This is a genomic window from Nocardia sp. NPDC057663 (assembly GCF_042799895.1).
Taxonomy (GTDB): domain Bacteria; phylum Actinomycetota; class Actinomycetes; order Mycobacteriales; family Mycobacteriaceae; genus Nocardia.
Map to the genome: position 1 here is coordinate 13,903 of NZ_JBHVHX010000036.1, position 21,013 is coordinate 34,915.

Consider the following 21,013-nt stretch of genomic DNA (forward strand, 5'->3'; position numbering starts at 1 on the left):
GGGTCTCGGGGGGTGAAGGCACTTCGTCGGTTCACTGTCCGTGCCCATCTGCCGGAGCGGCTCGCCGCGCTGGGCGAGTTGTCGACGAACCTGCGGTGGTCGTGGCACGGCCCGACGCAGGATCTGTTCGCCGAGCTCGACCCGGAGCTGTGGCGCGTAGTCGGCCAGGACCCGGTGCGGATGCTGGGGGAGGTGCCCGCCGAGCGGCTCGACGAGGTAGCCGCCGACCCCGCCTACATCGCCCGTGTCGACGCGGCCGCCGCCGGGCTGCAGGATTACCTGACCCGGCCGCGCTGGTTCCAGGAGCAGAACGGAACCGACGTGGCCGGCATCGCCTACTTCTCGATGGAGTTCGGCGTCACCGAGGTGCTGCCGAACTACTCCGGCGGTCTGGGCATCCTCGCCGGTGACCATCTCAAGGCCGCTTCGGATCTGGGGCTGCCGCTGATCGGCGTCGGACTGCTGTACCGCTCCGGGTATTTCCGGCAGTCGCTGTCGGCGGACGGCTGGCAGATGGAGCACTACCCGGCGCTGGACCCGCAGGGTCTGCCGTTGCGGTTGCTCACCAGCGACGGGTCGCCGGTGCTGATCCATGTCGGCATGCCGGAGGGCCGGGTGCTGCGGGCCAGGGTGTGGATCGCCCAGGTGGGCCGGATTCCATTGCTGCTGCTCGATTCCGATATCGCCGAGAACGATCCGGAGCTGCGCGCGGTCACCGACCGGCTCTACGGCGGCGACCAGGACCACCGGATCAAGCAGGAGATCCTGGCGGGCATCGGTGGTGTCCGCGCGGTGCGCGCCTATACCCGCGCCAACGGCCTGCCCGATCCCGATGTCTTCCATATGAACGAGGGCCACGCCGGTTTCCTCGGGGTCGAACGCATCCGTGAATTCATCGCGGACGGATTGGATTTCGACACCGCGCTGGCCGCGGTGCGCGCGGGCACCGTCTTCACCACGCACACCCCGGTGCCCGCGGGCATCGACCGGTTCCCGATGCCGCTGGTGCGCCGCTACTTCGGTGGCGCGCACGGCGAATCCGAATCCGCTGTGCTGCCGGGTCTTTCCGTCGACCGGATTCTCGCCTTCGGCCGTGAGTCCGATCCGTCGGTGTTCAACATGGCGCACATGGGTCTGCGGTTGGCGCAGCGCGCCAACGGCGTATCGAAGCTGCACGGCGAGGTCAGCCGGGAGATGTTCGCCGGGTTGTGGCCGGGATTCGACGCGTCCGAGGTGCCGATCGGCTCGGTCACCAACGGCGTGCACGCGCCGACCTGGGCGGCGCGGGAATGGATCGACAAGGCCCGCGAGCTCGTCGGCCCCGAACTGGTCGAGGAGGCGCGGGGCTGGGAGAAGCTCAGTGATGTCGACCTGGGGCAGCTGTGGTCGACGCGAAACACCTTGCGCGGGGTGCTGATCGACGAGGTGCGCCGCAGGCTGCGCGACTCCTGGCGTCAGCGCGGCGCGGCCGAGGCCGAGCTGGGCTGGATCGACGACGTCTTCGACCCGAACGTGCTCACCGTCGGCTTCGCCCGCCGGGTGCCCACCTACAAGCGCCTCACCCTGATGCTGCGCGACCCCGAACGACTGCGCGCGCTGCTGCTCGATCCGCAGCGCCCGGTGCAGCTGGTGGTCGCGGGCAAGAGCCACCCCGCCGACGACGGCGGCAAGGCGCTGATCCAGCAGGTCGTCCGGTTCGCCGACGACCCCGCGGTGCGGCACCGCATCGTCTTCCTGCCCGACTACGACATGTCGATGGCCCGCTACCTGTACTGGGGTTGCGATGTGTGGCTGAACAATCCGCTGCGCCCGCTCGAGGCGTGCGGCACTTCCGGCATGAAGTCCGCGCTCAACGGCGGGCTCAACCTGTCCATCCGCGACGGCTGGTGGGACGAGATGTACGACGGCGAGAACGGCTGGGGCATCCCCACCGCCGACGGCGTCCGCGACGAACACCGTCGCGACGATCTCGAGGCCTCGGCGCTGTACGAACTCGTCGAACGCACCGTCGCGCCCCGTTTCTACGATCGCGACGCCGCCGGTGTCCCGGTCCGCTGGACCGAGATGGTGCGCCACACCCTGCAGACCACCAGCCCGCAGGTGCTGGCCTCGCGCATGGTGCGCGACTACGCCGAGCAGTACTACGGTCCCGCCGCCGCGGCGTTCGGCCGGGCCGCCGCCGACAAGTTCGCCGGCGCCGCGCAGGTCGCCGAGTACCGCAAGCGGGTCGACGCGGCCTGGCCGTCGGTGCGGGTGGCGCAGGTCGACAGCTCCGGACTGCCCGACACCCCGGTGATCGGCGCCGAGCTGTCGCTGCACGCGCGCGTCGAACTCGGCGGGCTCGCGCCGTCGGATGTCGTGGTGCAGGCCGTGCTCGGGCGGGTGTCACCGGCCGACGACCTGTCCGACACCACCACCATCGAGATGGCGCACGACGGCACCGACGACGGCACCGACCTGTACTCCGTGCAGTCCCCGGTGCCGCTGTCCGGCGCGGTCGGCTACACCGTGCGGGTGCTGCCGCGCAACGCGCTGCTGGCCTCGGATGCCGAGCTGGGGCTGGTGGCAGTCGCGGGAGCGTGACCTGCACCGCGGCGGCAGCGGTGAGTTCTTCGATTCAGTGAACTTTCCGCTACCGTTCCTGGTCGTTCTTCTTTTGGATTGTGAAACGCGGACTGGAGTGTCATGGCCGGCGATGTCGTAACCCGTGCCCGAGGGCGCATCGACGGATACTTCGGTGTCACGTCGAGCGGGTCCACCTTCAAGCGCGAGGCGATGGCGGGCACGGTCACGTTCCTGGCGATGTCCTATGTGCTGGCGGTGAATCCGTCGATCCTCGGTGACGAGGGCGCCCTGGGTGACAAGGGCATTCCGATGCAGGCGGTGTTCACCGCGACGGCGGTGGCCGCGGTCTTCGGCACGCTCGTCATGGGCATCTGGGCGCGGTATCCGATCGCGCTCGCGCCGGGTATGGGGCTCAACGCGTTCTTCGCGTACACGGTGGTGCTCAGCATGGGCATCCCGTGGCAGGTGGCACTGTCGGGCACGCTGCTGTCCGGCATCATCTTCTTCATTCTCGCGGTCACCAAGGTCCGCGAGCGGATCCTCAACGCGATCCCGTTGCAGATGAAGTTCGCGGTCGGCGCGGGCATCGGTCTTTTCGTCGCCTTTCTCGGTCTGAAGAACGCGGGCATCGTCGTCAACAGCGACGCGACGCTGGTCGCCCTGGGCGACTTCACCAAGGGCACCACCCTGCTGGCGCTGTTCGGCCTGGTGGTGACGGTGATCTTCCTGGTGATCGGCTGGCATGCCGCGGTGCTCTACGGCATCGTCGTGACCACGATCCTGGGCATGGTGACCGGGCTGGTCGGCATCCCGGACGGCATCGCCGAGCTGCCCAAGGGCCTGGATCAGACCTTCGGCCAGGCGATCATCCACCTGCCCGACGCCTTCACCGCGCAGATGATCGTCGTCGTGCTCACCATGCTGTTCGTCGACTTCTTCGACGCCTCGGGCACGCTGATCGGCGTCGCGAACCAGGCGGGCCTGCTGAACAAGGACGGCACACTGCCGCGCGCGGCGAGTGCGCTGGCCGCCGACTCGGTCGGCACCACGGCGGGCGCGATCATCGGCACCTCGACCACCACCGCCTATGTGGAATCGACCGCCGGTGTGTCGGCGGGCGGCCGGACCGGCCTCACGGCGGTGACCACGGCGGGCTGGTTCCTGATCGCGATGTTCTGCTATCCGGTGTTCTCGGTGATCGCCGGCTCGGCCGAGGTCACCGCGCCCGCGCTGATCGTGGTCGGCGTGCTGATGGCCCGTGCGCTGGGCGATATCGACTGGCAGCACCTCGAATACTCGGTGCCCGCGTTCCTCACCGTCATCATGATGCCGCTGACCTATTCGATCGCCAACGGACTGGCGATGGGCATGATCTTCTACCCGGTCGTGATGGTCGCCAAGGGGCGGATCAAGGAAGTGCATCCGGCTATGTGGGGGTTGATGGTGCTGTTCCTCGGGTACTTCTTCTTCCTTGTCGAGTAGGTGTTCGCACCATAGGTATGCCTATACTTAGGCTAGCCTAGCCAAGCTTGAAGGAGAATTACCTATGAAGCGCTCGCTCGTTGCCGCGTCGATGGCGGTTGCCACCATCTTCGCGCCGGTCACCGCTGCCGTCGTCGCCACCGCTCCCGCCGCGATCGCCGCCCCGGCGACGCCGTCGGCCGGTCAGCTCCAGGGCAAGCTGCAGGCGGCCATGAACGGTTCGTCGGCCGAGCTCGAGTCGGGCAACGCCGGTGGCCTCGCGGTCGTCCGCGACACCGTCAACCGGATCCCCGGTTACAGCTGGGACGTCTCGGGCCCGGTGACCGTGGACGGCGACACCCTGTCGGCCACCCTGAACAGCCGCCTCGGTGACTACACCTTCCCGATCCCGCTGACCTGGAAGGACATCGACGGCACCTGGAAGCTGTCGCAGGAGTCCGAGAGCACGCTGGTCAGCTACGCGACTATGGCGTGGTGAGCTGAGTTCTTCCGGAAAGGCCGTCCCGATGGGGCGGCCTTTCTGCTGTCTTGTGGGCAGGGTCACTAAACTGGTGGGAGCGGCGTGAAATAGGGACCCCGGACCCAGGGTTGTGACCGGGAGATGCAATCGGACCGCGGTCCGATTGCGGGCATGTACCGAATCGCAGATGAGGAAACGATGACCGACACCGCGACCCGCACCACTACCTATTCCGCCGACGAGGTCAATGCGCTCGGCATCGGCCTGCTGGTGCTCCGCATCGGCTTCGGCGGCCTGATGGCCGCCTACGGCACACAGAAGTTGTTCGGCTGGTTCAACGGCATGGGCTGGCAGGCCACCACCGACGGCTTCGAGGCGATGGGCTACAACCCGGGCGTGGTCTTCGGAACACTGGCCGGGCTCAGCGAACTGGTCGGCGGCCTGCTGCTGCTCTTCGGGCTCTTCACCCCGCTCGGCGCCGCCATCGTCGTCGGCACGATGATCAACGCGATCAACCTGCTGTGGAGCGGCGGCCTGTTCCCGGAGGATCCGTCGGTGACCGGCTTCTCCAACCCGCTGGTCTACGCGATCGCCGCCGCCGCGCTGGCGTTCACCGGACCGGGCCGGTTCTCGCTCGATGCCGGACGCCCGTGGGCGCGCCAGGGTGTCGTGTGGGGTGCCGCGGCCGTGGGCGTCGCGGTCGTCGCCGCGGTGCTGACCCTGATCCTCAAGGCAGCGCTCTGAGCTGGACAGGACAGCGGCGCGGTAACCGGAATCCGGTTGCCGCGCCGTTCTTGCGTGGACCGGTGTGCCCTACCGGTTCGGCACGGTCTGGTTGTGCGATCCCCTGAGTAGCGCCTCCTCGCAGCCCGGTATCGCCTTGCGCGCCTCGTCCAGTTCCGGTGTGGGAGCCTCCTGCTGCCTCAGTTCTCTCCCGCGCGTACCGGCTCGGGCGAGTACCTGCTGGAAGTCGTCGAGCGCACTGGTCAGTTCGGCGGCGGAGGTGGCGGAACGGAACCGGGCGGCGCTGTCGGCCAGCTCCGTCGCGGTCTGGCGCGTGGCGGCGAGGGCTTCCTGCGCATTGCCCGTGGTCTCGCCGTTCGGCGGCTCACCCAGTTTCTCGCTCTCCTCGGCCAGCTCGACGAACAGGCGGGCCATGTCCGCGGAGATGTCGGTGAGTTGCGTCTGCGTGGAAGGTCCCGTGGACTCCAGCATCCGGCGGGCCAGTTCGTGCATCCGGGCCTGGTACCGGATCGCGATCTCGCATTCCGACCGGACGTAGTCGTCGAGGCCGACCGCGTCGGTGCCGCTGCCGCAGCCACCCAGCGCGACCGAGACGATCGCCAGCGCCGCGACGAGTCCGGTCCGGAGTCTCCGTCGACGAGCGGGACCTCTCACGCCGCGCAGTGGTCCCGAAGCCCGAAGGCGCACAATAGAATCCAGCATTTCTCTACCTCCGCCATTCTGCTCAACCGGTGCCATCGGGAGGAATCGGAAGCCGTTCGCAGACCTGCCGGTAGCCGATCTCCGGAGAAACCCACTCTCGCCACTGCTTGCGGCTCATGTTGTGCGACAGCTTCCCGCAGAGGTCGTCGTGCCAGGACGACGGTCCGGGCCACAACCAGGCGGTGACGGTCTCATCCGGAGCGATGTCGAGTGACAGGACCCGGCGGTCATCGGCGCTGAGCATCACCCTGGCGATATCGTCGGTGCCGCTGGTGAGCGGGTCGCCGATCGACGCGCCGCTCGCGGCGTCCCAGAATCGCAGGGTGCGATCCATGCTGCCGGAGACGACGATCCGGCCGTCGGCGCTGATCGCGACACCGCCGACGGCGTCCGTGTGCCCGTGCATCGGCTCACCGATCGGATCACCGGCGGGGACCGTCCAGCGGCGCAGCGTCGTGGCGCCACCGACCACGATGAAGTCGCCGCGTCCGCTGACCGCCAGGCTGCTCGAAACCTCCGGGCCGATGACCGGGGCGCTCACCAGTTCGCGCGTAGCCGTATCCCATGTGCGCAGTGCGTAGGTGCTCAACGAGATGACCTGGCGTCCGTCCTGGCTGAACGCGACGTAGCTGACCCTCGTCTCGTGCCCGCCCAGCCCCGCGATGTGCTCGCCGGTCGCTGAATCCCACAGGTGGACGACCTTGTCGTCGCCGCCTCCGGCGAGGAAATTCCCGTCCGGGGTGAACGCCAGACTCCAGATCTCACCCTCGAATCCGCGCAGCGGCGCGCCGATGGCGTCGCCCCGCTCCGCGTCCCACAGCCGGATCTCGTTGTCCGCGCTCTCGGACACGATTCGCCGCCCGTCCTGGCTGAAGGCGAGCTTGCGAATCCAGGATCCGTGCCCGGTCAGAACCCGGATCGGCGTGCCCGACGCCGCATCCCAGATGACGATGTTCCGGTCCTGACCCCCGGAGGCGATCCGGCGTCCGTCGGAGCTGACGGTCGCGACCTGGACTGGGCCGACGTGCCTGCGCAGCGGCCCGCCGATGGCCCGTCCGGTGTCGGTCTCGAACTGCCAGAGCGTGCCGTCGCGATAGCCGGCCACCATCCGGCGGCTCTCCGGTGCGAACGCCACGCTGCGCGGGATCGGCAGGCCGTCCGTGCCCGCCGGTCCGGTGATCCGGTGTCCGCCGGAGGTGTGGGTGCCGGTGTGCCAGATCCGTGCCGTCCCGTCGAGGCTGCCCGAGAGCAGGCGGCTGTCGTCCCGGCTGAATGCCAGGCTGGTCACCCAGCCGGTGTGCCCGGTGGCGTACCCGCGCGGCGCACGCGACTCGGTGTCCCACAGGTGGATCGTGGCACCGATGCCGCCCGCCGCGAGCCGCCGCCCGTCGGTGCTGAACGCGACCGCCGAGCCGGTGTGGCGTCCGTCGTTGGGCAGCGGATCGCCTGCGCTGCCGGTGGCCGGATCGAACATCCTGACCTGCCCGCCCTGGTCGGCGATCGCGATGTGCCGGTTGTCCGGGCTGAAAGCGACCGAAGTCACCGTCTCGCCTACGTCGATGGGCGGGCCGGCCGGCGCCTGGTCGACCGTGTTCCATATCCGCAGCGAATTGTCCGCGCTGCCGGACACGACGCGGCGCCCGTCCGGACTGAACGTCACCGCCTCGACCCGTGCGCCGTGTTCGCTCATCGGCTTCCCCGCCTGCTGTCTGGTTTCGGTGTTCCAGATCCGCACGGTCTTGTCCAGACCACCGGACGCCACCTGGGCTCCGTCCGCGCTGAACGCCACGCTGCGAACGAGGCCTTCGTGGCCGGTGAATTCGCCGATCAGCGCGTGTGACTCCGCATCCCACAGCTGCATCCCCGTACCGCCGGAGACGATGCGGCGCCCGTCCGGACTGAAGGCCACGCTCGTCGTGAGCAGCGGGCTCTGGAATGGTTCACCGATCAGCTGTCCGGTGTCGGCGTCCCACATCCGGATCTGCGCGCCGCCCGCCACGATGCGGCGGCCGTCCGGGCTGATCGCTACGCTCCAGACCAGGTCGAGGTCACTGAGGGCGGCCATGGCCTCGGGCTCGATCGCCATGCCGGAGAGGAACGGCTCGCCAACCTGGATGATCTTGCTCGTATCGGCCATCTGCTTCAGCGTTCGGAGCAGCACCCCGGGGTCGGCCGTCCCGAGACGTTCGGATGCGAGTGCCTGCAGGATCGCCCGCTGGTCGTCGCGTGGCTTCGATCCGCTGAGTATCGAGTCGGACTCGGTGGCCAACCGCAGCGCCACCGCCGTGTCGCGCTGGCGTATCGCCTCATTGCGCTGGACCAGCGCCTCGCGTCGTTGCACCACCGCGAGTACGGCGGCGAGGAGAGCCATGACAGTGAGGATGACGAGACCGGCGACGGCCGCACGCCGCAGCCGCCGGAAGCGGAGCAGCTCGCGGAGGTCTTCACCGGCCAGCTCGTCCTTGTCCTTGCCGTGGATCGGCGCGGCCAGATCGGTGACCTTCTCGCGGAACAACGAGGCCGCCGGGTCCCAGGGCGCGTCGTCGCTGACGTCGACGTAGAACGGCTCGGTGGGTAGCACACCCGGCCTCGTCAGCGCGGGCGGCGCGGCATCGGACCGGTCCGGATCGAACCGCCCGGTGTCCTCGTCCCACCTCAGCCGCCCGCAGGCGAGGACGAACAGCAGTTGATCCGGACCGCGGCACGCCAACCAGTGGGCGACTTCCCGGTCGACCCAGTCCGACTTCACCGCCTCCGGGGAGAGCACCACGATCAGGTACCGCGCGCGGTCCATCGCGGCGGTGACCTTGCTCCACAGGTCTGGGCTGGCGGTCAGATCGGTCGCATCCCGGAACACACGCAGCGCGCGTAAGTGACCCACCCGTCGGCCGATGCGGTGCAGACCCTTCTGAATCCCGGCGGCGACCGGCCGATCACGGTGCGTGTAGGAGATGAAGGCGTCGTAGTCGAACGACTCCCGAGACCGCGGTAGTTGCGTCTCGAGGTGAGTAGACACGGTCCTCTCCCTGTCCAGAGTCGGTTCCTGGCCCGGGCGGAACCAGGATCATCGAAGTCTGCCGCCGGCGCAGCGGGATGTCGTGGGTATCGGACTACTCGATTCCTCAGCACCCGACTCGACGGTTCGTCATCGGCCGGATGCCTGTCGTTCCACGCAGTGCGCGTGCCTGTCGCCGGCACCGATTACCCTCGTCGACGGCGCCTGTCGAAGCGGTGCCGCGCATTGTCCGCGTATCGAAGAGGAGAGCTGCGATGAAGGCCTACGACCTGGGTTTCGGAGATTCGGCGGACAAACTGGCCGAGACGCCCGGCGGCGAACCGCTGACTCTCGACGCGCCGGTTCGCGCCGGCTGGATCGGCAGCGAAGGTCCCGCGATCGACCCGGCGACCTGGCCGCGCGGACCGGTCACCGGACTGCCGATGATGCACGCGCTCACCCTGCGCCTGCCCGCCGACTTCCAGCGCCGTGGCCCCGGCTTCCCCGCGATCGCCTTCTTCCAGGGTGAGGGCCAGTTCGCCGACGCGACCAACCCCGTCGCGGCCGACGCGGACTCCGACGACCCGGTCGCCCGCGACCTGGTCGCCACCCGCCTGCATGCCCAGCTACAGCTGCTGCACGACGAGATCGGCGGCGTGTTCGCCCTGATCTGGCTGACCGAAGCGGAATTCGCCGGCGGCCCCGTCGCCCCGCCCGCCGACGTGCGCCTGCCCGGTTCCCCGGTCGCGAGCGACGAGGGCCGCAATGCCTGGGACGACATGCACCCCACCGTCGGCGTCTGGCTCGCCGAACGCGCCGCCGACCCCAATATCGGCATCCCCCCGGTCGAATACGTCCCGAACTCCCGCTACCAGGACCCCCTCACCGAGGACTCCGGCTGGAACCCCTGGGCCGAGCCCCTCTTCGGTCGCTCCCACCTCGGCGGCACCGCCTTCCCCGTCCAGGCCCTCCCCGAAGGCCTGACCCCGTACTACCTGGAGATCGAAGAAGTCGCGGGCATGAACTTCGGCGGCGGCAACGCCCAACTCGATTTGGAATCAGGCGTTTTCGACTGGGCCTGCGGGTAGGACCTCAGTCGACCATGGCCGGGCGGTCGTCGTCGGGGTGTGCCCCGTCGGCGACCCGGCTCAGGCGCACGACCGCCGGTGCGGGGGAATCCTGTTCGGCGGCAGGGGGATTGATGATGATCGGCTCGATCGGGTCGGGGCGCGGCGGCGCGGACCGGACCAGCCGGATCATGCCGGCGAGCACGATCAGGTAGATGACCACGTAGATGTTCATCATGACCTGTGCGCCCGGCCACCACGGTGGCAGCAGGAAGGTGCCGACGCTGACCCAGGTGGGGGTGTAGGTGTAGGTCCAGGCCGCGATGGCGATGTAGAGCGCACCGGCGGCGAGCCACCAGCGGCCTCGGGATTGGGCGCGGTGGATCAGGTAGACCATCAGCGGGACGAACCAGACCCAGTGGTGGCCCCAGGAGTAGGGGGAGACCGCGCAGGCGGTGAGGCCGCCGAGGGTGACCGACAGCAGCGGTTCGCCGCGGCGCACGAGTGCGGCCGCGAGCCACAGCGCGGCGAGCGCGATCGGCACCGCGATGAGCAGCCACAGCCAGACCGGGGCGGGTCCGTGGGTGAGATGGGCGACGAGGCCGCGCAGGGACTGGTTGGCGGCATGGACGTCGGGGGCGATGCGGCCGGACTGGAAGAACGTCGAGGTCCAGTACTGATAGGAATCGAGGGGCAGGACGAGGGCGGTCAGGCCGATCGACGCGACGAAGGTGAGCGCGGCGGTGGCCGCGGCGCGCCACTGTCGCTGCGCCAGATACTGGGCGACGAAGTAGAGCGGCGTCAGCTTGATGCCCGCGGCGATGCCGACGCCGAGTCCGCGCAGCTTGCTGTGCTCGGCGCGGGAGAAGTCCCACAGCACGAGCAGCATGAGCCACAGGTTGATCTGCCCGTAGTAGAGGGTGGTGCGGACGGGCTCGGCGAAGACGCAGGCCAGCGTGATCAGCGCACTGACGACGGCCAGGCGCGGCGTCACCCGGTAGCCGAGCATCCGCCAGCTCTGCAGGACACAGCCGAACAGCACGGCGAGGTTGAGCACCAGCCAGGTCGTGGTGACGGCTCCCCAGGGCACCAGGACCAGTGGCAGGAATGCCAGCGCCGAGAACGGCGTGTAGGTATAGAGGAGCCCGTAGTGCGTCGGCTCGATGTAGAGCGCCCGATCGTGCAGCACCCGCCAGCCGCCGTCGCGGTAGATGTGGACATCGAGGCCACCGACGAGAATGCCGCCATCGTTCATCCACGGGTTCATGGTGGTGAACAGCAGTGTCACGCCCAAGACGGCGGTACCGAGTAGTAGGAGGAGCGTCGATACGGTGCGCGGGAGTTCTGCGCGTCGAGATTTCTCCACCACGGCCGTGCTACCGGCCGGCTCGCATCGTATGCACGCCTAAGAACCTACCGCCCGTCGGTTATGCCGCTGCGCTCCGGCCCACCGTCGGTAGGAGATCCCTATGAGCCATGGCGCCGAACCGATCTCGGTAGCGCCGGGTCATGCGGCTGGTTGCAGGACCAGCATGGTGTCGGCGCCGTGGTGGAATTCGTAGCGGGTCTTGCGCAGTGCGGTGGGGATGCCCTTGTCGTGTAGTTCGGTTCTGAGGTGGTCGATCAGGTCGTCCAGTGGTGCGCCGGTGTAGTCGAGCAGGGGGTACAGCCTGGCCTCGCCCTCGGTGACGCGGGACAGTTCGAGTAACGCTGAGAGATGGAAGTCGGCGTCGAGGCGGTCGGCGTAGCTGAACAGCAGATGTGAACTGAGGGCGAGGTCGAAGGAGCCGTCGGGGAAGGGGAGTTCGGGCAGGCTCGCCGCGACGTAGCGGTGCGGCTCGGCCCGGACATGGTCGGCGAAGCGGCGGGCCGCGCCGCGCCGGATCGCGGCGTGGCCGGCGGGGGAGCCGTACCAGTCCCAGCGGTAGCGGTGCGCGTTGGCCGCGGCCCAGGCCACGGCGCGGTCGTTCTCGGTGACCGCGTCGACGGACAGCTCCGTGGTCGAGCGCGCGTAGATCGGATCGACCGCGGTGACCGCGGCGCCCAACGTGGTGGCCTCGGCGGTGAAACTCGCTGCGCCACCGGGGCAATCGAGAATTCGGCGACCGGTGAGATCGTCGTCGGACAGGTGAAACATCGCGCGGTACTCGGCCAAAGATCTTGCGCTGACCAGAAATTCGCCGAGTACCTCGCCATCGGCGTGGTGCTTCATCACCCCACGTTCTCACGAGTTGCATTCGCCCGGTGGAGAATCCATGGGTGTGGTCATTCCGATTGCAAGACTCGGTGTACAGTCCCTCAGCTCAGGCCGACGCGGTGAGCCTGCGCAGTGCCTTCGCGACCACCTCGGGATCGGTGGTCTCCCAGTACGGCGGCAGCGATGCGCGCAGGTAGCTGCCGTAGCGGGCGGTGGCCAGCCGCGAATCGAGGATCGCGACCACGCCGCGATCGTCGACGCTGCGCAGCAGCCGTCCGGTGCCCTGGGCCAGCAGCAGCGCCGCGTGGTTGGCCGCCACGGTCATGAAGCCGTTGCCGCCCCGCGATTCCACCGCGCGCTGCCGCGCGGTGAGCAGCGGATCGTCGGGGCGGGGGAACGGAATACGGTCGAGGATGACCAGGCTCAGCGACGGGCCGGGTACATCGACGCCCTGCCACAGCGTGAGTGTGCCGAACAGCGAGGTCGCCGGGTCGGCGGCGAACTTGCGGACCAGCGCGCCCATCGAATCGTCGCCCTGACACAGCACCGGTGTGTCGAGTCGTTCGCGCAGCGCCTCGGTCGCGGCCTTGGCGGCGCGCATCGAGGAGAACAGGCCCAGCGTGCGCCCGCCCGCGGAGGTGATGAGCTGCTCGATCTCGTCGAGATAGGCGGGCGAGAGGCCGTCGCGACCGGGCGCGGGCAGGTGCTTGGCGACATAGAGGATGCCGGACTTGGCATGGTCGAACGGGGAGCCGACGTCCAGTGAGCTCCAGCGCACCGATTCGAGGTCGGCCGGTGCCGTCGCGCCGTTGGCCATGGCCGGGTCGACCTTGCCGCCCTGCTGCGACGGCAGGCCCCAGGTGATCGCCAGTCCGTCGAACGAGCCGCCGATCTGCAGCGTCGCCGAGGTGAGCACGACTGTCGCGGTGCCGAACAGCCTGCTGCGCAACAAGCCGCCCACCGACAGCGGCGCCATCCGCAACGTCCGGCGCGCGACACCGCGGATCTCGTCGGCCGACAACCAGATGACGTCGCGGCGCGCGGCCGGATCGGCCTCCTCGAACGCGGTGAGCGCGCGCACCGCCGCGTCGTGCACGTCGTCGATCGCGGCCACCGCCATCGTGCGGGCGGCGGCATTGTCGGGATCGTCGGCGGCCTTGACGCTGCCCTGCGGTGCGATGGCGGTGCGCGCGTTCCAGGCGGCGTCGCGGACCAGCGCGAGCACGGGGGCGATGCCGTCGGGCAGCTGGTCCCAGCGGCCCGCGGGCATGTCCTCGAGAGCCTCGTGGAACGCCTCGGCGGCGCCTTCGAGCCGGTCGACCTCGCGGTCGTCGATCAGCTTGGTGCAGCGGCGGGCGGCGGCGCTGATCGCGGTCGCGGCGAGTTCGGCGGTCGCCACCCCGGTGACCCGGTCGACCAGCTCGTGCGCCTCGTCGATGACCACGACATCGTGTTCGGGCAGCACCTGGATGCCGCTGATCGCGTCGATGGCCAGCAGGGCGTGATTGGTGACGACCACGTCGGACTGCGCCGATTCCGCGCGCGCCTTCTCGGCGAAGCAGTCCTGGCCGAACTGGCAGCGGGTCTTGCCGAGGCATTCGCGCGAGGACACGCTCACCTGGCGCCAGGCCCGGTCGCTGACGCCGGGGGCGATCTCGTCGCGGTCGCCGGTCTCGGTGTCGGAGGCCCATTCGTTGAGTCGCTGCACCTCGCGGCCGAGCTTGGAGATGGCGAACGCGTCGAACAGTTCGGCCTCGCCGCCGGTGTCCTCCGGGATCACGCTGTTGATCTTGTTCAGGCACAGATAGTTGTTGCGGCCCTTGAGGATCGCGAACTGCGGCACCCGGCCCAGCGGCTTGGCGAGTGCCTCGGCCAGCCGCGGCAGATCACGGTCGACGAGCTGACGCTGCAGCGCGATCGTCGCGGTGGAGACGACCACGGTGCGCCCGGTCCGCACCGCGTGCCGCAGGCTCGGCACGAGATAGGCCAGCGACTTGCCGGTGCCCGTACCGGCCTGGACCGCCAGGTGTTCCTTGGTGTCGATCGCGTGGTCGACGGCGGTGGCCATGGTGGTCTGACCGGTGCGCTCCGTGCCTCCCAGGGCATGCACGGCGGTGGCGAGCAGGTCGGCGACGGGAGGAAGTTCGGGCACGGACGCAGCTTATCCGTCGCCTAGGACAAGTCCGCCCGGCCGACGGCGAGCCAGCTCAGGACTCGCGGACGAAGTCGTCGAGGTTGGCGCGGATGTAGTCGAGGACGCGCTGCTCGAAGTCCGCGGGTTCGTTGATGTCGTAGATCTCGTCGGGGTCGTCGGCGCGGGCGCCGTCCGGGCGGCGGATCTGGCCGGGGTTGGCGATGGTCTGGTGCTCGTCGTCGAAGAAGCGGTCCAGGTCGTCGTCGGCGGAGCTGGCCGAGGCGTCGCGGGCGGCCAGCACGGCCGCCGCGGCCAGTTGCGGCATCCCAGCGGCGCGCAAACCGCGTGTGGCCCAGGGGAGTTCGCTGCGGCGGGTGCGCAGGTAGCTGCTGAAACCCGCGTCCAGGACGCTGGTGTGCAGGCTCGACAGGGCCAGCAGGTGGGCGAAGGCGGGCGGCAGTTCGGCGAAGGCGCCGATGCCGCGGCGCTGTAGCTCGTCGGTGACGGGGTTGGACCAGAAGACGATGTCGGCGGCGTCGTGGATGCTGTCGAGATCGGCCAGCGCCGTGGTGAGGCGGTCGCGTGCCTGCGCCGGGAATCGGTAGTCCATGCGTGCAGGCTAGCCGCGCCGCCCGCGCCCGCCGCGGCTGGTCAGGCGGGGCGGTTCGCAGGCCCGCGTGGGTCAGGCGGGCAGCTCTCCGACCAGCTCGACGCCCGCCGCGCGCAGTGTCGTCAGGGCGGAGGTGACCGACTCCGGCGCGACACCGGCGGTGAGGTCGAGCAGGATCCGGGTGCCGAAACCCTCGGACCTGGCATCCAGGGCGGTGGCGCGGACGCAGTGGTCGGTGGCGATGCCGACGACGTCGACGGTGTCGATGGACCGGGTGCGCAGCCAGTCGGCCAGCGTGGTGCCGTCGGCCGACGCGCCTTCGAAGCCGGAGTACGCCGCCGAGTGCTCGCCCTTGGAGAAGACTTCCTCGATCGGGCCGGTGTCGAGCGCCGGGTGGAAGTCGGCGCCCGGTGTGCCGACCCGGCAGTGCGGCGGCCAGGTGTCGACGTAGTCGGGCTCGTCGGCGAAGTGCGGACCGGGATCGACGTGATAATCCCTGGTCGCGACCACGGCGTCGTAGTGGTTGCCTGCCAGGAACGCGCTGATCGCCGCCGCCACCGCGGCACCACCGGTGACGGCGAGCGAACCGCCCTCACAGAAGTCGTTCTGCACGTCCACGATCACCAGGCCGCGTGCCATGGCGTCCTCCATCTTCTCCGCAGGGCTCTGCCGGACCCATTCTCCGCCCGCCCGCGCCGGGTCGGCCACTCGATCAGCCCAGAAACGTGGTCGACACCGCGGGCTCGCCCGCCGAGAGCTTGAGCCCCTCCCACGGCAGGCTGACCAGCCCGCGCGCGACCAGCTCCCGGCTCTGCGCCAGCGTCGCCACCCCGTCGACCACCGCACCCTTGCGGACCAGCGGCACCTGCAGCTCGCGCACCTGGAAACCGTTGGTGGCCGGTGCTTCTCCGGCGGCCGGGTACACGATCTCCTCGACGATCGTGCCGGTCGCGCGGGCCAGCCGCACGGCCTTCTTGGTGCCGCCGCGCGACTGCTTGTGGCTGCTGCGCTTGGCGACCGGAATGCCGTCGACCTCGACCAGCTTGTAGACCATGCCCGCGGTCGGCGCGCCGGAACCGGTGACCACGGCGGTGCCGACGCCGTACACATCGACCGGTTCGGCGCGCAGGGCCGCGATCGAGTATTCGTCCAGGTCACCGGAGACGACGATGCGGGTGCCGGTGGCGCCGAGCCCGTCGAGCTGCTCGCGGACCTGCCTGGCCAGCACGCCGAGGTCACCGGAGTCGATTCGCACGCCGCCCAGGTCGGGGCCCGCCACCTCGATGGCGGCGGCGACGCCCCTGGTGATGTCGAAGGTGTCGACGAGCAGGGTGGTCCCGACGCCGAGCGCGTCGATCTGGCTGCGGAAGGCGGCCGCCTCGTGCTCGCCGTCGGCGCCGCTGTGCAGCAGGGTGAACGCATGCGCGCTGGTGCCCGCGCCCGGCACGCCGAAACTGCGCACGGCCTCCAGATTGGAGGTGGCGTCGAAACCGGCCAGGTAGGCGGCGCGGGAACTCGACGGCGCGGCCAGTTCGTGGGCGCGCCGCGAACCCATCTCGATCATCCGCCTGCCCGCCGCCGCGCTCACCATGCGCGCGGCCGCCGAGGCGATCGCGCTGTCGTGGTTGACGACCGACAGGATCAGCGTCTCCAGCAGCACGCATTCGGCGAAACTGCCGCGCACGGTCACGATCGGCGAACCGGGGAAGTACAGCTCACCCTCGGCGTAGCCGTCGATATCACCGGTGAAGCGATATTCCCGCAACCAGTCGACGGTGGCCGGGTCGAGGAATTTCGCGACCACCGCCAGCTCGGCGTCGCCGAAACGGAAGTGGGTCAGCGCGTCGAGCAACCGGCCGGTGCCCGCGACGACGCCGTAGCGGCGGCCGTTGGGCAATCGCCGGGCGAACACCTCGAAAGTGCACTGGCGATGCGCCGACCCGTCGGCCAGCGCGGCAGCCAGCATGGTCAGCTCGTACTGATCGGTCAGCAGGGCGGTGCTGGCGAACTCGTCACGGATCTGCACACGAGAAACTGTAGTCACCGCGGGTGTTGTTTCTTCGCGGCCTCGTCGTACCCTGGGTTTTATGGCCGTGTGCAATACCGTTCGAACCGGCGCCGCCACCGACGCCGTGAACGCCGCACTGTCAGCCGCGCAGGCGATGCCGGAGGCTGTCGAGAACACCGAGATCCTCGAGGCCGAGGACCGACCGTGGGTCACTGTCGTCTGGGACGACCCGGTGAACCTCATGCACTACGTCACCTACATCTTCCAGAAGCTGTTCGGTTACAGCAAAGCCAAGGCGACCGAGTTGATGCTGCAGGTGCACAACGAAGGCAAGGCGGTCGTGTCCTCCGGATCACGGGACAAAATGGAGCAGGACGTGCGCCGGCTACACGCCGCGGGGCTCTGGGCAACAATGCAGCGCGACGACTGAGTACCGTAGTCCTGTGCGCAAGTGGAGCAGGAAGAACTCACTGAGTGGCCTGAAGCTTCGATCCGAGATGGACGAGCACGAGGCCACAGTTCTGCGCTCCCTGATCGGCGCCGTGTCCGGACTGCTCAGCGACCGCGCCGCGGAAGCGCCCGAGGACGAGCTGGCCGCCCTCACCGGCCTGCGCACCGGCAACTCGACCCCGCCCGACGATCCGCAGCTGCTGCGCCTGCTGCCCGATTTCCACCGCGCCGAGCCCGGTTCCCCCGACGCCAAGCGCGCCGATCTCAACGCCGCGCTGCGCAGCCTGCACGAGCCGGAGATCATCGACGCGAAACTGGCCGCGGGCCGGATCGTGCTCGACAGCTGCCCCGAGGCGGGCGGCAAGATCGTGCTCACCCCCGAACAGGCCGACGGCTGGCTGGCCGCGCTCACCGACGTCCGGCTGGCGCTGGGCACCCTGCTCGACATCGACGACGACACGCCCGAGCAGTTCGAGCCGAGTGATCCGCGCGCGCCGCATCTGGACGTCTACCACTGGCTGACCTGGATGCAGGACTCGCTGCTGCAGGCGCTCGCCCCCTGATTTCCCCGCCGCGCGCGCGTTAGTGTCGACGAATGCGCAGCGCACCCGGTCCACGCAACGCGATCACCGATGTGGCAGGCGTGCTGGTCGGACATCACCAGGTGCTCGACGACGACGCCACCCTCGGCACGGGCGCCGCGACCGGCTGCACCGTCGTGCGGGTCCCCGGCGGCGCGACCGCCTCGGTGGACGTGCGTGGCGGCGGGCCGGGTACCAGGGAAACCGACCTGCTCGATCCGGCCAACACGGTCCGGCAGCTGAACTCGGTGCTGCTCACCGGCGGCAGCGCGTACGGTCTCGCCGCCGCCGAGGGCGTCATGCGCTGGTCGGAGGAACACGGCGAGGGCATCCCGATGGACCCGTCCGATCCGAGCCGGGTGGTGCCGATCGTGCCCGCCGCGGTGATCTTCGATCTGCCGGTCGGGGCGTGGGACATCCGGCCCGATGCCGACTTCGGTTTCCGGGCGGCGGAGGCGGCCTCGGCCGACTTCGCGCGCGGCACCGCGGGCGCGGGGGTCGGCGCGCGGGCCGGTTCGCTCAAGGGCGGAATCGGTTCGGCGAGTGTGGTGCTCGCCGACGGGCCGGGCGCTGGGGTCACCGTCGGGGCGGTGATCGTCGCCAATCCGGTCGGCTCGGTAGTGGATCCGCGCACGGGTTTGCTGTGGGGTGCGGGCACCGACGGTCCTGACTTCTTCGGGCTGCGGCTGGGAACCGAGGCGGAGATCGCCGCGCTCAACGCGCTGCCGGTGAAGAGCATCGTGCTCAACACCACGATCGGCGTCGTCGCGACCGACGCCGCGCTCGACCCGATCGCCTGCCGCAGGCTCGCCGCCACCGCCCACGACGGGCTGGCCCGCGCGATCCGCCCCGTGCATTCCCCGCTCGACGGCGACACCCTGTTCGCGCTGTCCACCGGCGCGATCGCGGTGCCGCCGGTCCCGCTGCCCGGCGCGTTCCCCGGTGACCTGCTGCTGCTCGACCAGCTGTGCACGGCGGCCGCGGTGGTCGTCGAGCGGGCCGTCGTCGACGCCGTGCTCAGCGCGACCTCGATCGCCGGAATCCCGGCCTATCGCGATCTGTTCCCGCGCTGAGGCCCTGGTGGGGACCGGTGTGCGCGCCGCCAGGAATACCCGAATAGGGTGGGTGGTTGTCGAGGTGGTGCTCGACAGCACGCAGGAAAGATGGAAAGGGTCGAGGAAGTGCTGGTGATCAGGGCCGATCTCGTTGACGAGATGGTGGCGCACGCGCGCGCCGACCACCCCGACGAGGCCTGCGGCATCATCGCGGGACCCGAGGGCAGCGACCGGCCGGAGCGCTTCGTCGCCATGGTCAACGCGGAACGCTCGCCCACCTTCTACCGCTTCGATTCCGGTGAGCAGCTGAAGGTCTGGCGCGCGATGGACGACGCCGACGAGACCCCCGTCGTCATCTACCACTCGCACACCGCCACCGAGGCCTACCCGAGCCGCACCGACATCTCCTACGCCTCCGAGCCGTTCGCGCACTACGTGCTGATCTCCACCCGCGACCCGGAGCAGCACGAACTGCGCAGCTACCGCATCGTCGACGGCGAGGTCACCGAAGAACCCGTGCGGATCGTCGATTCCTACGACGCCTGAACCCACCGAACCAAGTCACACCCGAGGAGTCCTCATGCCGGTAACCGTGTCCATTCCGACCATCATGCGAGGTCTCACCGGAGGCGAGAAGCGCGTCCAGGGCGAGGGCTCGACGCTGTCGGCGCTGATCGAGAACCTCGACGCCAGTCACCCGGGCCTGGCCGAGCGGCTGCTCAAGGACGGCAAGCTCAACCGCTACGTCAACATCTACGTCGACGACGAGGATGTGCGCTTCGCCGGTGGACTAGCGGCCGAGGTGCCCGCCGGTGCGTCGGTCACCATCCTGCCGGCCGTGGCCGGCGGCGCGCGCTGACATCGTGGCCCGCTACGAATCGCTCATCGCGACGCTCGGCAACACCCCGCTTGTCGGGTTGAAGACGCTGTCCCCGCAGTGGGACGGCGAGAATCACGTGCGCCTGTGGGCCAAGCTCGAGGACCGCAATCCGACCGGGTCGATCAAGGACCGGCCCGCGCTGCGGATGATCGAGCAGGCAGAAGCCGACGGGCTGCTCACGCCGGGCTGCACCATTCTGGAGCCGACCAGCGGCAACACCGGGATCTCGCTGGCCATGGCGGCCAAGCTCAAGGGCTACCGGATCGTCTGTGTGATGCCGGAGAACACCTCGGTGGAGCGGCGTCAGCTGCTCACCATGTTCGGCGCCGAGATCATCGATTCGCCCGCCGCCGGTGGGTCGAATCAGGCCGTGGCCATGGCCAAGGAGATCGCCGCGCAGAACCCCGACTGGGTGATGCTCTACCAGTACGGCAACCCGGCCAACGCGCTCGCGCACTACGAGACGACCGGGCCCGAACTGCTGGCCGACCTGCCGGAGATCACGCATTTCGTCGCCGGGCTCGGCACCACCGGGACGCTGATGGGGACCGGGCGGTTCCTGCGTGAGAACGTGCCGGGCATCGAGATCGTCGCCGCGGAGCCCCGCTACGGCGAACTGGTCTACGGGCTGCGCAACATCGACGAGGGGTTCATCCCCGAGTTGTACGACGAGACGGTGCTGACGACCCGGTTCTCCGTCGGGCCGTACGACGCGGTGAAGCGCACGCGCGAGCTCGTCGGCGAGGAGGGCATCTTCGCCGGCATCTCCACCGGCGCGATCCTGCACGCCGCGCTCGGCGTGGCGAAGAAGGCGCAGAAGGCGGGCAAGCGCGCCGATATCGCGTTCGTCGTCGCCGACGGCGGCTGGAAGTACCTGTCCACCGGCGCCTACGACGGAACACTGGACGAGGCCGAGGAGAAGCTCGACGGGCAGCTCTGGGCTTGAGTCTTTGGAGCGCTGGCGCGCTCGAGTCGCGGCCCCTTGTGTCCCGCCGGTCAGGCGCCGTTGCTTGCTCCTTCGTCCGCAACCCAAACCCCCCAAAAACCCCGGACCGCCCCCACCCCCCCCACGCCGCGGCCCCC

Annotated in this window: 19 protein-coding genes; 11 read left to right on the forward strand and 8 right to left on the reverse strand. The window is 69.5% G+C overall.

The window, feature by feature from the left end; translation table 11 throughout:
* Window positions 1-12 precede the first annotated feature (12 nt).
* From glgP to ACFVAV_RS34630, 4 genes are all read left to right on the forward strand, one after another.
* Window positions 13-2,583, forward strand: coding sequence for an alpha-glucan family phosphorylase (gene glgP, locus ACFVAV_RS34615; protein ID WP_379039879.1), 2,571 nt, complete (start codon window positions 13-15; stop codon window positions 2,581-2,583).
* A gap of 102 nt (window positions 2,584-2,685) precedes the next feature.
* Window positions 2,686-4,047, forward strand: a complete 1,362-nt coding sequence (locus tag ACFVAV_RS34620) for an NCS2 family permease (RefSeq protein WP_379039880.1) — start codon at window positions 2,686-2,688, stop codon at window positions 4,045-4,047.
* Between the two features lie 64 nt (window positions 4,048-4,111).
* Entirely contained in the window at window positions 4,112-4,525 is a 414-nt protein-coding gene (locus ACFVAV_RS34625; protein ID WP_379039882.1) for a hypothetical protein, read from the forward strand.
* 180 nt (window positions 4,526-4,705) lie between these two features.
* Window positions 4,706-5,251 (forward strand): DoxX family protein, encoded by a 546-nt coding sequence (locus ACFVAV_RS34630; RefSeq protein ID WP_379039884.1) that lies wholly within the window; start codon window positions 4,706-4,708, stop codon window positions 5,249-5,251.
* Between the two features lie 69 nt (window positions 5,252-5,320).
* On the opposite strand, the gene ACFVAV_RS34635 is transcribed toward ACFVAV_RS34630, so the two are convergent.
* The gene (locus ACFVAV_RS34635; protein ID WP_379039885.1) at window positions 5,321-5,905 is read right to left on the reverse strand and encodes a hypothetical protein; all 585 of its coding nucleotides are present in this window, start codon (window positions 5,903-5,905) and stop codon (window positions 5,321-5,323) included.
* A 70-nt stretch (window positions 5,906-5,975) separates the two neighbouring features.
* The gene (locus tag ACFVAV_RS34640) at window positions 5,976-8,969 is read right to left on the reverse strand and encodes a TIR domain-containing protein (protein WP_379039886.1); all 2,994 of its coding nucleotides are present in this window, start codon (window positions 8,967-8,969) and stop codon (window positions 5,976-5,978) included.
* Between the two features lie 254 nt (window positions 8,970-9,223).
* Here ACFVAV_RS34640 and ACFVAV_RS34645 point away from each other — a divergent pair, with 254 nt between their 5' ends.
* On the forward strand, window positions 9,224-10,036 hold the full coding sequence (locus ACFVAV_RS34645; RefSeq protein WP_379039888.1) for a hypothetical protein: 813 nt from the start codon (window positions 9,224-9,226) through the stop codon (window positions 10,034-10,036).
* Between the two features lie 4 nt (window positions 10,037-10,040).
* Here the strand turns inward: ACFVAV_RS34645 and ACFVAV_RS34650 are convergent, their stop codons facing one another.
* The 6 genes from ACFVAV_RS34650 to ACFVAV_RS34675 all read right to left on the reverse strand — a co-directional run bounded on the left by ACFVAV_RS34650 (window position 10,041) and on the right by ACFVAV_RS34675 (window position 16,982).
* Entirely contained in the window at window positions 10,041-11,303 is a 1,263-nt protein-coding gene (locus ACFVAV_RS34650; RefSeq protein WP_379039889.1) for a glycosyltransferase 87 family protein, read from the reverse strand.
* Window positions 11,304-11,522: 219 nt separating this feature from the next.
* A complete protein-coding gene (locus ACFVAV_RS34655; RefSeq protein WP_379039891.1) occupies window positions 11,523-12,227 on the reverse strand; it encodes a methyltransferase domain-containing protein in 705 nt (234 codons plus the stop codon).
* Between the two features lie 91 nt (window positions 12,228-12,318).
* Window positions 12,319-14,364 carry an ATP-dependent DNA helicase gene (locus tag ACFVAV_RS34660; RefSeq protein WP_379039892.1) on the reverse strand — a complete coding sequence of 682 codons (2,046 nt, stop codon included), beginning with the start codon at window positions 14,362-14,364 and terminating at the stop codon, window positions 12,319-12,321.
* 55 nt (window positions 14,365-14,419) lie between these two features.
* The gene (locus tag ACFVAV_RS34665) at window positions 14,420-14,956 is read right to left on the reverse strand and encodes a hypothetical protein (protein WP_379039893.1); all 537 of its coding nucleotides are present in this window, start codon (window positions 14,954-14,956) and stop codon (window positions 14,420-14,422) included.
* A gap of 72 nt (window positions 14,957-15,028) precedes the next feature.
* Window positions 15,029-15,595, reverse strand: a complete 567-nt coding sequence (locus ACFVAV_RS34670) for an isochorismatase family protein (protein WP_379039901.1) — start codon at window positions 15,593-15,595, stop codon at window positions 15,029-15,031.
* Window positions 15,596-15,668: 73 nt separating this feature from the next.
* Window positions 15,669-16,982, reverse strand: a complete 1,314-nt coding sequence (locus tag ACFVAV_RS34675; protein ID WP_379039894.1) for a nicotinate phosphoribosyltransferase — start codon at window positions 16,980-16,982, stop codon at window positions 15,669-15,671.
* 61 nt (window positions 16,983-17,043) lie between these two features.
* On the opposite strand from ACFVAV_RS34675, the gene clpS reads away from it, so the two are divergent.
* The 6 genes from clpS to ACFVAV_RS34705 all read left to right on the forward strand — a co-directional run bounded on the left by clpS (window position 17,044) and on the right by ACFVAV_RS34705 (window position 20,876).
* Window positions 17,044-17,394, forward strand: coding sequence for an ATP-dependent Clp protease adapter ClpS (gene clpS / locus ACFVAV_RS34680; protein ID WP_379039895.1), 351 nt, complete (start codon window positions 17,044-17,046; stop codon window positions 17,392-17,394).
* A 13-nt stretch (window positions 17,395-17,407) separates the two neighbouring features.
* Complete coding sequence (locus ACFVAV_RS34685) at window positions 17,408-17,977, forward strand: DUF2017 domain-containing protein (RefSeq protein WP_379039897.1); 570 nt, start codon at window positions 17,408-17,410, stop codon at window positions 17,975-17,977.
* A gap of 32 nt (window positions 17,978-18,009) precedes the next feature.
* A complete protein-coding gene (locus tag ACFVAV_RS34690) occupies window positions 18,010-19,068 on the forward strand; it encodes a P1 family peptidase (protein WP_379039898.1) in 1,059 nt (352 codons plus the stop codon).
* Window positions 19,069-19,176: 108 nt separating this feature from the next.
* On the forward strand, window positions 19,177-19,596 hold the full coding sequence (locus ACFVAV_RS34695; protein ID WP_379039902.1) for a Mov34/MPN/PAD-1 family protein: 420 nt from the start codon (window positions 19,177-19,179) through the stop codon (window positions 19,594-19,596).
* A 34-nt stretch (window positions 19,597-19,630) separates the two neighbouring features.
* Window positions 19,631-19,909: a MoaD/ThiS family protein gene (locus ACFVAV_RS34700; protein WP_379039899.1), complete on the forward strand. Its 279-nt coding sequence runs from the start codon at window positions 19,631-19,633 to the stop codon at window positions 19,907-19,909.
* Between the two features lie 4 nt (window positions 19,910-19,913).
* Window positions 19,914-20,876, forward strand: coding sequence for a PLP-dependent cysteine synthase family protein (locus ACFVAV_RS34705; protein WP_378854700.1), 963 nt, complete (start codon window positions 19,914-19,916; stop codon window positions 20,874-20,876).
* The last annotated feature ends 137 nt before the right edge of the window (window positions 20,877-21,013 follow it).

Bases quoted from the DNA above. Each gene is read 5' to 3' on its own strand.
- ACFVAV_RS34630 (WP_379039884.1), top strand. From the start codon at position 4,706: ATGACCGACACCGCGACCCGCACCACTACCTATTCCGCCGACGAGGTC.
- ACFVAV_RS34690 (WP_379039898.1), top strand. From the start codon at position 18,010: ATGCGCAGCGCACCCGGTCCACGCAACGCGATCACCGATGTGGCAGGC.
- ACFVAV_RS34655 (WP_379039891.1), bottom strand. From the start codon at position 12,227: ATGAAGCACCACGCCGATGGCGAGGTACTCGGCGAATTTCTGGTCAGC.
- ACFVAV_RS34625 (WP_379039882.1), top strand. From the start codon at position 4,112: ATGAAGCGCTCGCTCGTTGCCGCGTCGATGGCGGTTGCCACCATCTTC.
- ACFVAV_RS34670 (WP_379039901.1), bottom strand. From the start codon at position 15,595: ATGGCACGCGGCCTGGTGATCGTGGACGTGCAGAACGACTTCTGTGAG.
- ACFVAV_RS34700 (WP_379039899.1), top strand. From the start codon at position 19,631: ATGCCGGTAACCGTGTCCATTCCGACCATCATGCGAGGTCTCACCGGA.
- ACFVAV_RS34665 (WP_379039893.1), bottom strand. From the start codon at position 14,956: ATGGACTACCGATTCCCGGCGCAGGCACGCGACCGCCTCACCACGGCG.
- ACFVAV_RS34645 (WP_379039888.1), top strand. From the start codon at position 9,224: ATGAAGGCCTACGACCTGGGTTTCGGAGATTCGGCGGACAAACTGGCC.
- ACFVAV_RS34620 (WP_379039880.1), top strand. From the start codon at position 2,686: ATGGCCGGCGATGTCGTAACCCGTGCCCGAGGGCGCATCGACGGATAC.
- clpS (WP_379039895.1), top strand. From the start codon at position 17,044: ATGGCCGTGTGCAATACCGTTCGAACCGGCGCCGCCACCGACGCCGTG.